The sequence below is a fragment of the Vibrio sp. OPT46 genome (genome assembly GCF_015163535.1).
GTDB lineage: Bacteria > Pseudomonadota > Gammaproteobacteria > Enterobacterales > Vibrionaceae > Vibrio > Vibrio alginolyticus.
On sequence record NZ_JADDYG010000356.1, the window covers coordinates 39,093 to 52,621 of the forward strand.

The 13,529-nt window shown below is 43.6% G+C and carries 11 protein-coding genes; 8 read left to right on the forward strand and 3 right to left on the reverse strand.

Annotation, left to right across the window (positions count from 1 at the left end):
* The 5 genes from IQR33_RS15985 to IQR33_RS16005 form a co-directional block, all read left to right on the forward strand.
* The coding region (locus tag IQR33_RS15985) for an amino acid ABC transporter substrate-binding protein (RefSeq protein WP_193843848.1) at nt 1–919 on the forward strand (919 nt) is incomplete at its 5' end.
* A gap of 217 nt (nt 920–1,136) precedes the next feature.
* Nucleotides 1,137–2,342: an amino acid ABC transporter permease gene (locus tag IQR33_RS15990; protein WP_005377402.1), complete on the forward strand. Its 1,206-nt coding sequence runs from the start codon at nt 1,137–1,139 to the stop codon at nt 2,340–2,342.
* A gap of 1 nt (nt 2,343) precedes the next feature.
* The gene (locus IQR33_RS15995) at nt 2,344–3,441 is read left to right on the forward strand and encodes an amino acid ABC transporter permease (protein ID WP_005389988.1); all 1,098 of its coding nucleotides are present in this window, start codon (nt 2,344–2,346) and stop codon (nt 3,439–3,441) included.
* A 23-nt stretch (nt 3,442–3,464) separates the two neighbouring features.
* The gene (locus tag IQR33_RS16000; RefSeq protein ID WP_017634609.1) at nt 3,465–4,214 is read left to right on the forward strand and encodes an amino acid ABC transporter ATP-binding protein; all 750 of its coding nucleotides are present in this window, start codon (nt 3,465–3,467) and stop codon (nt 4,212–4,214) included.
* A 248-nt stretch (nt 4,215–4,462) separates the two neighbouring features.
* On the forward strand, nt 4,463–5,131 hold the full coding sequence (locus IQR33_RS16005; RefSeq protein WP_017634610.1) for a Bax inhibitor-1/YccA family protein: 669 nt from the start codon (nt 4,463–4,465) through the stop codon (nt 5,129–5,131).
* 76 nt (nt 5,132–5,207) lie between these two features.
* Here the strand turns inward: IQR33_RS16005 and IQR33_RS16010 are convergent, their stop codons facing one another.
* Complete coding sequence (locus tag IQR33_RS16010; protein WP_005377398.1) at nt 5,208–5,582, reverse strand: chromosome partitioning protein ParB; 375 nt, start codon at nt 5,580–5,582, stop codon at nt 5,208–5,210.
* A 908-nt stretch (nt 5,583–6,490) separates the two neighbouring features.
* Here IQR33_RS16010 and IQR33_RS16015 point away from each other — a divergent pair.
* Complete coding sequence (locus IQR33_RS16015) at nt 6,491–6,820, forward strand: TusE/DsrC/DsvC family sulfur relay protein (RefSeq protein WP_005377396.1); 330 nt, start codon at nt 6,491–6,493, stop codon at nt 6,818–6,820.
* A 2-nt stretch (nt 6,821–6,822) separates the two neighbouring features.
* On the opposite strand, the gene yccX is transcribed toward IQR33_RS16015, so the two are convergent.
* Nucleotides 6,823–7,095, reverse strand: a complete 273-nt coding sequence (gene yccX, locus IQR33_RS16020) for an acylphosphatase (protein WP_017634611.1) — start codon at nt 7,093–7,095, stop codon at nt 6,823–6,825.
* A gap of 90 nt (nt 7,096–7,185) precedes the next feature.
* On the opposite strand from yccX, the gene IQR33_RS16025 reads away from it, so the two are divergent.
* Both IQR33_RS16025 and IQR33_RS16030 read left to right on the forward strand, forming a co-directional pair.
* Nucleotides 7,186–8,589, forward strand: a complete 1,404-nt coding sequence (locus IQR33_RS16025; RefSeq protein WP_193837359.1) for a methyl-accepting chemotaxis protein — start codon at nt 7,186–7,188, stop codon at nt 8,587–8,589.
* 160 nt (nt 8,590–8,749) lie between these two features.
* Nucleotides 8,750–9,943 (forward strand): class I SAM-dependent methyltransferase, encoded by a 1,194-nt coding sequence (locus tag IQR33_RS16030; protein WP_193837358.1) that lies wholly within the window; start codon nt 8,750–8,752, stop codon nt 9,941–9,943.
* A gap of 52 nt (nt 9,944–9,995) precedes the next feature.
* Here the strand turns inward: IQR33_RS16030 and IQR33_RS16035 are convergent.
* The coding region (locus IQR33_RS16035; protein ID WP_193843849.1) for a VWA domain-containing protein at nt 9,996–13,529 on the reverse strand (3,534 nt) is incomplete at its 5' end.

The following is a 13,529-nucleotide window of genomic DNA, read 5'->3' on the forward strand; positions in this document are numbered from 1 at the left end:
CTTTCTTACTTGTGGCGTAAGTACCGGTCTACCTGGTTTCTCTAACCCTAACTCAAAAGGCGAATGGGAAGGTATCGACGTAGAATATTGCCAAGCACTGGCTGCAGCCGTTCTTGGGGATAAAACGAAAGTTAAATATGTACCCCTAACCGCAAAAGAACGTTTCACTGCGCTTCAATCTGGTGAGATTGATGTGCTTTCCCGTAACACGACCTGGACTCTCCACCGTGACACTGCACTGGGCCTAAACTTCGTAGGTGTGAACTACTACGACGGTCAAGGTTTTATGGTGAAGAAGGAACTTGGTATATCAAGTGCTAAAGAGCTTGATGGTGCGTCGGTATGTGTTCAATCAGGTACAACAACCGAGCTAAACCTTGCAGATTATTTCCGCAACCAAGGCATGGCGTACAAACCTGTGGTATTCGACACAGCGGCGCAAACTTCGAAAGGTTTTGATGCGGGACGCTGTGACGTATTAACAACTGACCAATCTGGCCTTTATGCACTGCGTTTGAATTTGAAAGATCCGTCCTCTGCGGCCGTTCTTCCAGAAATCATCTCTAAAGAGCCACTAGGTCCAGTCGTTCGTCAAGGCGATGATCAATGGTTTAACATCGCTAAGTGGACATTGTCTGCGATGATTAACGCTGAAGAATACGGTATTAGTTCGAAGAATGCGGATGAAATGCTGAAGTCAACAGATCCAAACATCAAACGTATCCTTGGTGTTGATGGCCCTAAAGGCAAAGGGTTGGGTATCCGCGACGATTGGGGCTACCAGGTTATCAAACAAGTTGGTAACTATGGTGAAAGCTTCGAACGTACAGTCGGTACTGGTTCGCCGTTAGAAATCTCTCGTGGCGTTAATGCGCTATGGAATGCAGGCGGCTTTATGTACGCGCCACCAATCCGATAGAAAGAGTTAATCAGGGCGGTTCATGCCGCCCTTTTTCTTGATTATATCTCACTGTATGAGTAAGGATCGCTCATTGGATGGCGAAAAGCGCTCGCTTGGTGGAACGGCTTTAAAGGTTCGTACGTCACCAGACATGGAGCGTTATTCTTTAGCCAGCAAGGACGAAACTTCTTTATACAGGCCGATATCTATAACTAAGGTTTGAGGTTATCGCTGTATGAAACCGACACAAGATGCATCGCCAAGTACGATGTCCAAACCAAGCGGAAGCAAGAGCCTGATTTATAATCCTGCCTTTCGTTCTGCTATTTTCCAGATCATTGCCATTGCTGCACTGGTATTTTTCTTTTACACGATTGTAAACAACGCTCTCAATAACTTAGATGCTCGTGGTATTGCAACGGGCTTCGGTTTTCTGAATCAAGAAGCCGGGTTTGGTATTGGGTTAACACTAATTGAATACGATGAAACGTACTCTTACGGTAGAACATTTATCATCGGCCTTCTTAATACGGCGTTAGTCTCCGTATTAGGTATTATTCTGGCTACTGTGATTGGCTTTACCATGGGGGTTGCCCGCCTTTCTTCTAACTGGTTAGTTAGTCGTTTAGCGGCAGTTTATATCGAAACTTTCCGAAATATCCCCCTTCTTCTGCAAATATTCTTCTGGTATTTCGCTGTTCTTCAAGCATTACCCTCACCACGCCAAAGCTTAAGTCTTGGTGAAGCTATTTTCCTGAACGTTCGTGGCTTATATTTCCCTGCACCGACTATGGAACCCGGCAGTAGCTACGTTATTGCCGCGTTAATCTTCGGGGTAATCGCAAGCTTATTAATTAATGTATGGGCGAATAATAAGCAACGTCTCACTGGGCAACAAACCCCAATGGGAAGAATAGTTTTGGGTTTAGTTGTTGGCCTTCCATTGGTTGTGTACTTCCTTGCTGGTATGCCAATTTCACTGAATTATCCTGAACTAAAAGGGTTTAACTTCCGAGGTGGTATTAGCATTATTCCTGAATTGGCTGCGCTACTTTTGGCATTGAGTGTTTATACAGCTTCTTTCATTGCTGAGATTGTTCGCTCTGGTATTAATGCGGTTAGTCATGGTCAAACCGAAGCAGCGATGTCGCTAGGCTTACCACGCTCGAAAACTTTAAAGCTTGTTGTCATTCCTCAAGCGTTACGAATTATTATTCCACCTTTAACCAGTCAATATCTCAACCTCACCAAAAACTCATCGTTAGCGATGGCGATTGGTTACCCAGATCTTGTCTCTGTGTTTGCTGGTACTACCCTGAACCAAACGGGACAAGCGATTGAGATCATTGCGATGACGATGGGCGTGTACTTGACATTAAGTCTGATTACGTCTGCATTAATGAACTTGTATAACCGTAAAGTCGCGCTGGTGGAGAGATAATATGAGTACTCATCAATTTCAACCGGATCTCCCACCACCCGCCAATACTGTAGGCTTCGTTGGTTGGATGCGGAAAAATCTATTTAATGGCCCTATCAATTCCATTGTTACTGTCATTCTTGCGTATATTGTCGTAACTGCAATATGGTATATCGTGGATTGGGCGTTTATTAACGCAGACTGGATTGGCTCAACGCGTGACGACTGTAGCCGAGATGGTGCTTGCTGGGTATTTATCAGCGTGCGCTGGGAGCAGTTCATGTATGGTTTTTATCCAGAGTCCGAACTATGGCGCCCTCGCCTTTTCTATATCACATTAGCCATATTTACCGTTTTACTCGCGTATGAGAAGACACCGAAACGGATGTGGATTTGGCTTTTCTTCGTAAACATCTATCCATTCATCATCGCTGGGCTGTTATACGGGGGTGTCTTTGGACTAGAAGTGGTCGATACACACAAATGGGGTGGATTACTCGTTACGCTCATTATTGCGTTAGTTGGTATCGTAGTTTCACTGCCAATTGGTGTGGTGCTTGCGCTTGGTAGACGTTCAGAGATGCCGATCATTCGCAGCATTTGTACCGTCTACATTGAAGTTTGGCGTGGCGTTCCGCTTATTACGGTTTTGTTCATGGCTTCGGTTATGCTTCCATTGTTTATGTCTGAAGGCTCAGAGACAGATAAACTGATTCGCGCCCTTATAGGTGTGGTTATGTTTGCCTCCGCTTACATGGCAGAAGTGGTACGCGGTGGTCTACAAGCCATTCCGAAAGGTCAATATGAAGCCGCTGATGCGCTTGGGTTAAGTTACTGGAAAAAGACTGGGCTGATTATCTTGCCACAGGCGCTAAAGATTACTATTCCTTCTATCGTGAACACCTTCATCGGTTTGTTTAAAGACACCAGTTTGGTACTCATCATTGGCATGTTTGACGTACTCGGTATAGGACAAGCAGCAAATACCGACCCTGAATGGTTAGGTTTTGCTACAGAAAGTTATGTATTTGTCGCGTTAGTGTTTTGGGTATTTTGTTTTGGCATGTCGCGCTATTCGATATGGCTTGAAAACAAACTTCATACCGGTCACAAACGATAACTCATCAAGATCAAGGACGTATTATGACGCAACAACAAGACTACATGATCCAATTGAAGGACATGAATAAATGGTATGGTGAGTTTCACGTACTAAAAAATATTAACCTCGACGTTAAGCGCGGCGAGAAAATCGTTATCTGTGGTCCATCAGGGTCGGGAAAATCAACGATGATTCGCTGTATTAACCGTCTTGAAGAGCACCAAACAGGCAGCATTTACGTCTCTGGTACGGAATTAACTGAAGACTTAAAGAACATTGAAGCAGTACGCCGAGAAGTGGGCATGTGCTTTCAACACTTTAATCTCTTCCCTCATTTAACCGTACTGGAAAACTGTACGCTCGCGCCTATCTGGGTGAAGAAGATGCCAAAAGATGAGGCAGAAGCAGTTGCGATGAAATATCTGGAACGTGTAAAAATTCCAGACCAAGCGGAGAAGTATCCCGGTCAGTTGTCTGGTGGTCAGCAACAACGCGTGGCGATTGCTCGCTCTTTGTGTATGAACCCTAAAGTCATGCTTTTTGATGAGCCAACATCTGCACTCGACCCGGAAATGGTTCGCGAAGTACTGGATGTAATGGTCGAACTCGCCGAGGAAGGCATGACTATGCTTTGTGTGACACATGAAATGGGCTTTGCTAAAGAGGTTGCCGATCGCGTGATATTCATGGACGCAGGAGAGATCATCGAAGAAAACAACCCGGTCGATTTCTTTGAGAATCCTCAATCGGATAGGACCCAAAACTTCCTAGCGCAAATCTTACACCACTAAGATTTAGCCGAATCGACATAAAAAAGCACTGGTTTCTATGAAGCCAGTGCTTTTGTTACTAAATTCAAAAATCTGTGTGAGAATCAACATAGCTATGCTAGGCAGTAATATTGTGTTACAAGTTGCCAAATACATAACATCTTATTTCCATTATCATTTTATCTAGGATATGCATGAAAAGGGCTTGATTTTTTGAACTTTCAGCCCCATAAATGTACCAATAGTAAACTCCCTTATTGAGGATAATTATGAACAGTCCAATGTTTACTCGTTCAACAAGTGTTCCTAATACACTAGAAACTAACAAAGTACTGAAAAACACTTACTTCCTACTGTCGATGACACTGATGACCAGTGCTATCGCAGCAGTCGCGACTATGGCAATGCAAATTTCACCAATCATGGCAATTGTGATGCAGGTTGCAGCGATTGGTATTTTGTTCTTTGTTATGCCAAAGGCAATCAACTCATCATCTGGTATCGTTTGGACATTCGTTTTCACGACTCTAATGGGTGGTGCTTTAGGTCCAATGCTTAACTACTACGCATCAATTCCAAACGGTCCTACTATCATTGCTCAAGCTCTAGGTTTGACTGGTATGGTGTTCCTTGGCCTATCGGCTTACACCATTTCAAGCAAGAAAGATTTCTCTTTCATGCGCAACTTCCTGATGGCAGGTTTGATCATTGTGATCGTTGCAGCGCTGATTAACATCTTCGTTGGTTCAACAATGGCTCACCTAGTAATCAGCAGTGTTTCTGCACTCGTGTTCTCTGGTTTCATCCTATTCGATACAAGTCGTATCGTTCGTGGTGAAGAGACAAACTACATCAGTGCAACAATTTCGATGTACCTAAACATCCTTAACTTGTTCACTAGTCTGCTAAGCATTCTAGGCATCATGAACGACGATTAATCGTTTCTCGTTAAGTAGAATAAAAAAGCCCGAAGGTAATTCCTTCGGGCTTTTTCTTTGTGTGCAATTCAGTGTATTACGCCTGCTCTACTGACAACTCTATAACTTCGTCAGCTTCTGGATTTTCTCTAAAGCGTCTCACTTTGATCGTTTCCTCTCCTAACATGATTTGCTTGGCGATTCGGTGCATACCGTCAAAAACACGATAGTCACTGGTTAAGATTACCGGATACGACAAATCAGCATTGTTGATTCGTTGGCAATGTTTTGCAATTTCACGGCAGGTTGGCTGTGGCCCTTCATGACTAAACCAAGTCACTTCATTTGGGCCTTTGATATCATCAATCGAAATTTCTTCTACAGGTAAGGATTCTGCAAGTTGCCAAATACGCTCGATGGACCAAGTGGATTTTACATTGTCATTAATCTCAATGTAACGTTGTTTCGACATGACTAACTCCTTGTCATCATTGTTGTTTCTAACCTGAATACAGGCTTTCATTAATCCAATGAGAATATCGGTCTATGAAAACAAACACAACGTTTAAGCTATTAATTCTCAAACAATCGCTATATCGCTTGTATGAGCGCTTTATAATCACCTCTCTCAGTTTGTAAACTGATTTCAAGGTATAACTTGTCTTAATTCAAACCGCGACTTCGCAATCGCTCATCGACTGATGACAAAAAGCAAAATACTCCAAACGCAACCCACCAATAACCGAACATCTTGAGCGCGGGCAACCAGACTACTGATTTACCAGCTACGCTAAAAAATATGTAGGCCGACATAATCGGTGTCACTAACATGACTCCCCAAGTCAAAAAAAGTAACGGCCCATAGATGTACTGCAACCAAGCATACTTCGGTTTTATAGGATTATGTTTTACAAATCCCGTCAGACATAGAAAAGAGAAAATGCTAAAGCATGCTTGCAGTACCGCCCATCCAATGGAAACGAAAAGATTCGACCACTCCATACACTCCTGAATTGCTCCGTGTTGTTGTTAAGCATGGGTGAACATAACGATTTTTTTCAATTTATTCTTTTGATTTAAAACTAGTTTATATTCGTTGTGATCGACTTATCTAAAACAATAAATATAACTGACAAATCAATCACACCAAGCGAATTGCATAACAATGCAAAACCACCGATATCAACCCCGAAAATTTTCTAACAACACGAATAAAAAAACAAACTTATGCTTAAAATATAATTTAAGAGTATTCAGTTATAGGCCACTACTTTGTACGCTTTTGATTCGCTCGATACGACTTCGAGATTCTTTTGTTGAGAACATTCTCGGCTGTCGCTAATCTATAAACATCCATGTTTACTTAACGGATAAAACGTTATGTTCGTTTACAACGGCAAAGAAATTGAAACGGATGCTCAAGGCTACTTATTGGATCATACTCAATGGGAAGAAGGTATGATTGAGCTTTTAGCAAAAGAAGAAGACATCGAGCTTACGGATGCTCATTTGGAAGTTGTGCATTTTGTGCGAGACTTTTATGAAGAGTTTAATACCTCCCCTGCAGTGCGTATGCTTGTGAAAGCGATGGAAAAAGCGCACGGCCCAGAAAAAGGTAACAGTAAGTATCTATTCAAGCTGTTTAAAAAGGGGCCAGCCAAACAAGCAACCAAATTAGCCGGCCTACCAAAGCCAGCTAAATGCTTGTAAATTCATAAAATTTTAAAACCGCGTAACGGCTTATACGACGCAGGTTCCTGCATCACATGCTCTACTGTTGCCGTTCGCGGTCCTTCTTGTAACCATTCCGAAAACGCAACTATTTGCGCGTCTGTTCCACACGCCATCACTTCAACATCACCATTGTTTAGGTTCTTCGCATAACCTGTTAACCCTAGCTTCAATCCTTGATGGGAAGTATGGTAACGAAAGCCCACGCCTTGAACATGACCTTTTACTATAAATCTCTCACACTTTACGTTCATCTTTGTACCGCTTCTTTTTACTGAGTGATATATTCTTTTCGTCTATTCACCCCACTAAGGATAGTGGGTTTTTGCACGGTTATTATAATTATGAAAGAAATTCCATTCCGCTGGATTGATAAGTATCTCATTCACTTAAAGATTCAAGAAAAGTTCTATTTGCTCTTCGTTCTCCCTCTTCTTGCTTTAGTCATTCTCACTCTCGTCCTTAATAGCGCGGCTAATACACTGCTCTCAAGTATGTACCAAGAAGAGCTCATGCTTATGAAAGGTCTGATAGAGGCAGGCAACCTTTCTCAATCTCAAGTAGCAAGCCTCATAGCGGGTTCAGAAACCGTTTCTATTGGCTCAGGGCCGCAATCCGTGTCAGTTTTAAATGGTGCGTACAGCTTGGTTGCAAACCATGAACTTTCTTTATGGACTGCCCTATCAACGACTCAAGTGAGCATCATCTGTGTGAGCTTGTTTATTCTCGCTCTTGGCGTTTACTACATCATGACGTTTATTGGCGGCGCGATGTTCACGATGAACAAAGCATTAAACACCCTTGCTGGTGGCGACTTAACTGCGAGAATGAACTTCTTCCCTGTTCGCGACGAGTTTAGTGAAATTGCTATTACGATAGACAAAGTTGCAGAACGAGAGCAACAAATGGTGCTGTCGATTCAAGAGTCTGTGGCGTTAATGCAACAAATTAGCTCAGACCTGAATCAATCGATTCATCACAGTTCAGATATTTCAGCGACTCAGCAGGAACACCTCAACTCTCTTGCGAGTGCAACTGAACAGATGGCATCAACGATTCGAGAAGTCGCGACACTAGCTCACGATTCAAGCACGCAAACCGATGATGCACGTAACGTGGCTCAGTCTGGACAAGTGAAAGTTGAGAATACGCTTCACTCGATTTCGAACCTTTCTAATGAGATTCAATCTGCGTCTCAAGCCGTTGCCGAGTTAGATGCCAATGCAGCACAAATTGATGAAGTCGTGACAACCATCAATGGGATCTCCGAGCAAACCAACCTACTTGCTCTGAACGCGGCTATTGAAGCTGCACGTGCTGGAGAACAAGGTCGTGGATTTGCGGTCGTTGCGGATGAGGTTCGCGCTCTTGCGGGACGCACTCAGCAAGCGACAGTTGAAATCCAAACGATGATTGAATCATTACAGCGTAACAGCCAGTCGCTTACTAAGCTGATGGAAGTGACAGTTAATAATGCAAATGAGGGACATAACCTCATGACGGAAGTGAATCACGAAATCGGCTCTTTGGCAGATAAAAATCAAACTATCTCCGACAGTAGCATTCAAATTGCAACAGCAGCTGAAGAGCAAGGTGTAGTCGCGGACAATATCGCCTCAAGCGTTGAAGAAATTCGAGTTCAAGCAGATAACGTGTGCAATATGATAAGCACGACTTCACAAAACGTTGATCAACTGCGTAAGCAAAGCGACACAATGGAAGCACTACTTACTGGACTTAAAGCATAGCAACGGAATCTATTACAGCAAATTCAATAAAAGGGTCACTTTAGTGACCTTTTTTGTATTTAAAAGTCACTACAATGTACTGGATTGCCGAGGGATATTGCTTTTACCATTTACATCCCGGACAATACGCCCCTTTCAAAATTCAACAAGAGCTAATGAAATGACAGCTGCTATCTATTTGGTTAAAGGTCGTGAGAAATCGGTCAAGCGCAAGCACCCTTGGATCTTCTCTCGAGGCATCAACAAAGTTGAGGGCGAACCTGCTCTTGGCGAAACGGTTGATGTATTCACTCACGACGGTAAATGGCTAGCTAAGGCGGCATATTCGCCAGCTTCACAAATTCGTGCTCGTATTTGGAGTTTTGAGAAAGAAGAAATCGACACCGCGTTTTTCGTTAAACGACTTAAAGACGCACAACTTCTTCGTGAAGACATTATCGAACGTGATGGCCTTACGGGTTATCGCCTTATCGCAGCAGAGTCTGACAGCTTACCTGGCGTTACGATCGACCGTTACCAAAATTTCTTTGTGTGCCAACTTCTCAGTGCTGGCGCAGAACACAATAAGCAGGCTATTGTTGACGCTCTGGTTGAGTGCTTCCCTGATTGTAATGTGTACGAGCGCTCTGACGTGGCCGTTCGTAAGAAAGAAGGTTTGAAAGAGACCACTGGCGTATTGCACGGTGAAGTGCCTCCAAAATCTGTCGTCATCGAAGAAAACGGCGTAAAGATTAGTGTAGATATCGTTGGCGGACACAAAACAGGTTTCTACCTAGATCAACGTGATAGTCGCCAGCAAGCGATGAAATATATGAAAGGCAAAGAAGTTCTTAACTGCTTCTCTTACACTGGTGGCTTCGGACTTTACGCTCTAAAAGGTGATGCAAAGCGTGTGATTAACGCTGACGTGTCACAACCTGCTTTAGATACCGCAAAATTCAACGCAGAACTAAACGAGTTTGATATTTCGAAGAAGCGTGCCGTCTTCCTAAATGCAGACGTGTTTAAGCTGCTTCGTGAGTATCGTGATCAAGGAACTCAGTTCGATGTTGTGATCATGGACCCACCGAAGTTCGCAGAGAGCAAAGCACAACTAAACGGCGCATGTCGTGGTTACAAAGACATCAACATGCTAGCAATGCAAATTCTAAAACCGGGCGGCACGCTACTGACCTACTCGTGCTCTGGCTTGATGGATCAAGTTCTGTTCCAGAAAATCATCGCTGATGCAGCCGTAGACGCTAACCGCCAAGTAAAGTTTGTGGAGCGTTTTGAGCAAGCCGCTGACCACCCAACCGATACAGCATATCCAGAAGGCTTCTACTTAAAAGGTTTTGCATGTAAAGTGCTTTAGGCTACGAATAAGTAAGACAAAGCAGAAGAAAAGGGCCTACTGGCCCTTTTCATTATGGCTCTAAGTTAACCTTAGTTAGTGCGGATAACACATCTCTCTCAAAGTCCGCATTTCCCACGATTAAATCACTAAACTCTGTCGCCCCGTTTTCTATTACGATAGTTTGAATTGAGTTTCCATCGTTATGGGTTATTTCTAGAGATAAGTCATCGCCATCAATGTTCAAGTCAATACTATTAAGAAGTTCTTCTATCGTATTGTGCCCTGCATCTTCAACTACTTCACTCAGATCTAAGGTGTCCAAATCTCTCTCAAAACCTCTAATTAGATCTGTTCCTGTATCCAAGGAGTCGTTGACCCATTTAAAGACATCTGCCTCGTTATCATTACCGATCAAGATGTCATGACTTACATCTACTTCAGCTTCAATAATATTTGCAGAGCCATTACTTGAAGCATTTACTCCTCCGTTTTCATCAATAATGAATTGCAGGGTATTCTCACTTTGATCGCCATCGTTATCCGTCAATACATAATCGAAGTCTAACGTTTCAACTGTATCACCCACCGCACCATAAAATGCATACGTACCATCGTTTAGGTCGATTTCCAGAGTATGTTTGCTGTCGATATAGATAGTAAGCTGCATCGTTGTGTCGTCAAATGCATGCGAAATACCATCGTTATTGTCAGTAACTATTAGGTCTGTACCATCAAACGAATAAGTGACACCGTCATGTTCTATTTCGCTAATATAACCACCATCTGCACCAATACCTGTATCTGGAGAAGTGGTATACATCAAGTTCCCCCCAACAGGTTGAATCACTGACTGCAACATAACTGGAGGTAATTGAGTTACGTCAGGAACCACAACACCATCAAGGTCTTGATTCAAAAAGCCATCATATGCTACGCGATCTAATTGCTCCGGCATAAGATTAACGCCCATACCATACGCTAGGGCTGTTATCTGATTATCAGGATCGGTTAGGTGATCAATCCAACTCTGCTCGCGAGCGTCGTTTATAAATGATGACGCAGGGTTTGGCTGACCATCTGACAAGAAGTAACTAACATTCGACGCACTGGTTAACTTACCTACATCATCCCATGACTGTTTTGCTTCATTTAGCGCGTTGTTATAGTTAGTCGCGCCACCCGCAGTTAGCGTCTCAATATACGCTTTGGCCTCCTCGACCGTCAGCCACGTCGCAGCACCTATAGCGTAAGTGGATGCTGTACTGCTATAAGTAATAATTTGAACTCGCGTTTGACCGATAGACTCATATTGATTCAATAACTGAGTTGCCGAATCTTTCATTATCTGCAAGCGATTATCCGTTCGCATAGAACCCGAGACATCCATTATGAGCTGAACGTTGGCACTTTCTTTAGTTTCTGCAACTACATCGTGAATAATAGATGCAGAATCTGGTGAGTCATCTTCCACAATAACGTTGACCGTTGTGGAGTTAGTAAGACCACGAGCATTCGAGACAAGCACAGGCACCTCAATATTTAAGGTGTCTTCTCCAGATGGGTTGGAGTGATCAATCGGACCAAGAAGCTCCGTAGATACCACTCCAGTATCATTGACTGATATTTTGATAACCTCTTCACCGTTCGCTGAACCGATAAGCATTTGGTCGTTATTTGATAACGTCCACGTTACAGAGATACCGTTACTAGTAAGAGCTGTAGATGGTTCACTGAGCGTAACAGAATCAACGGTTTGACCCAGCGTCAATTGTTCTACATCAGTACTCGAGTCAGTTGTGTCATCAAAGCCGTTTAGAGCAGAGTCATCAGCAATGGCGTTGCTTAAGCCTTCCTCAGAAACGTTTAGAGTTACACCTTCTACGATTGGTGGGGCGTAAGGGTTGACAGAAAAGTACCCCGTTTTACTGTCTCCATCATTATCAGTAATCGTGTAGTTAAAATCGATATCCCCATCGCCATAAGGTGAGGTCAAAGGTAAGTATTGGAAGAACTCCCATTTTCCAGTGCTAGGTGTAAGTTGAACTTCGAATGCAAGCTCTCCATCAGCCTCTGCAATCAGTCTATTAGAGTTTTGTGGATCGACGTATATCAACACGTCTTTACCATCTAGAGTCTCTAAACCAGCCTCACCTCCATTTAAGACTATAGAACCAGGGCCATCAGCTCCATATACAGCACCGAGGTTCCCATCCGCACTAGCAATTGGCACGCCAGAGTACGCACCTGTAAAGGTTATTGATTTAACGGTAAAGTCACTGTTGTCTTCAGTATCCGGGCCATTGCCATTACTGGTCGCCTCGAGGATGATTTTATCAAAGCCTCCCTGTTGAACATTGAAATTTGCCGCGTAATCACCACTGCTTGCGTCAGAGCTGAACGATTGCTGAGCAATTAATACACCATCTCTATAAAAAGATGCGATTCCTTTCTCAAGTTCACCACCAAACATTTTCTCAAATTCTATTTCTGCTCCGTAAGCAACTTTATTGCCTAAGTCTATGATTAACTGCTCTGATACACCCTCATTACCCGCGAATCGATAATCGACTTCGTTTTCTAATTGGAAGCCGTTGTTACCAGAACTTTTAACGCCAATCCCTTCTGATGATTGATTGATTTCAGCTGTTCCCAGCATCACAGATTCGTCAGACACAAAACCGTTTGCAGTCACAACAACATCCCCAAATGTTCGACTGGTTGCGTCTGCCTCACTTCCTGCAAAATCTATGCGCCCTGTCAGAACGTTAGGTGCACCAGTAAGCGACACATCGACGGGTTGAACAACAACAGGCACGTATGGGCAATCATCTTCAACGGCCACATTTAAGCTTTGAGATGTTGTTGTTTGTCCATCACTTACAGAAATCTGTAAATCAAAGTTGATGATGTCTTCCACATCATTAACAGGATGATCAAGTGGCTCAAACAGAGTAATAGTATAGTCCCAAGAGCCTTGACCTGAAGCTGAAGGCTCGCTCAGCACAACAGTAGCAACAACGCTCAGGTGAGCAGTTTTCGCAGTCAGCGTTTGAGTACTGTTGTCCCACGTCCACGATATAGGCTCCCCTCCTGATGTTAGGTTGTTAGGGCCTGCCAATACCACTGAAACATTCGCCGTGTCTGGATCGGCAACTGTGAATGTTCCTGAGAAACTTGCGGAGTTAGTGGTGTCTGAAGGTGATCCTGTATTATCAGGGATACCATTAGCTAAACCTTCTTCCGAAACAACTGCATTCACAACATTTGAAATAGAAGGAGGAGCATCATTATCAATAATCGTTGCCGTACCGGTATCGCTGCCTTGTACTGCGCCAATGCCGGTCACCGTGACACTGAAATCTTCTGGGCCTTCATAAACGGCGTCATCAATGGAAGCGATGCGCACATCAAACTCAGTTTGCCCTGCTGGCACCGTTACCACGCCATCGTTTGGCACTGCAACCCAACCGGAGCCTGTGTTGTATTCTAAGGTGCCTAAGTCTCCAACTTCGGTGTCACCTAAGTTCAGGCCTAGCTCGACTTGAACAGTGGACTCGGAGGCATTCGACAGCGTCACTTTGAAGTTCGCTGTCTCACCCTCATT

What these genes read in the sequence shown, in the direction of transcription:
- IQR33_RS15995 (WP_005389988.1), top strand. Translation starts at nt 2,344, where the DNA reads ATGAGTACTCATCAATTTCAACCGGATCTCCCACCACCCGCCAATACT.
- IQR33_RS16010 (WP_005377398.1), bottom strand. Translation starts at nt 5,582, where the DNA reads ATGTCGAAACAACGTTACATTGAGATTAATGACAATGTAAAATCCACT.
- IQR33_RS16025 (WP_193837359.1), top strand. Translation starts at nt 7,186, where the DNA reads ATGAAAGAAATTCCATTCCGCTGGATTGATAAGTATCTCATTCACTTA.
- IQR33_RS15990 (WP_005377402.1), top strand. Translation starts at nt 1,137, where the DNA reads ATGAAACCGACACAAGATGCATCGCCAAGTACGATGTCCAAACCAAGC.
- IQR33_RS16015 (WP_005377396.1), top strand. Translation starts at nt 6,491, where the DNA reads ATGTTCGTTTACAACGGCAAAGAAATTGAAACGGATGCTCAAGGCTAC.
- IQR33_RS16000 (WP_017634609.1), top strand. Translation starts at nt 3,465, where the DNA reads ATGACGCAACAACAAGACTACATGATCCAATTGAAGGACATGAATAAA.
- yccX (WP_017634611.1), bottom strand. Translation starts at nt 7,095, where the DNA reads ATGAACGTAAAGTGTGAGAGATTTATAGTAAAAGGTCATGTTCAAGGC.
- IQR33_RS16005 (WP_017634610.1), top strand. Translation starts at nt 4,463, where the DNA reads ATGAACAGTCCAATGTTTACTCGTTCAACAAGTGTTCCTAATACACTA.
- IQR33_RS16030 (WP_193837358.1), top strand. Translation starts at nt 8,750, where the DNA reads ATGACAGCTGCTATCTATTTGGTTAAAGGTCGTGAGAAATCGGTCAAG.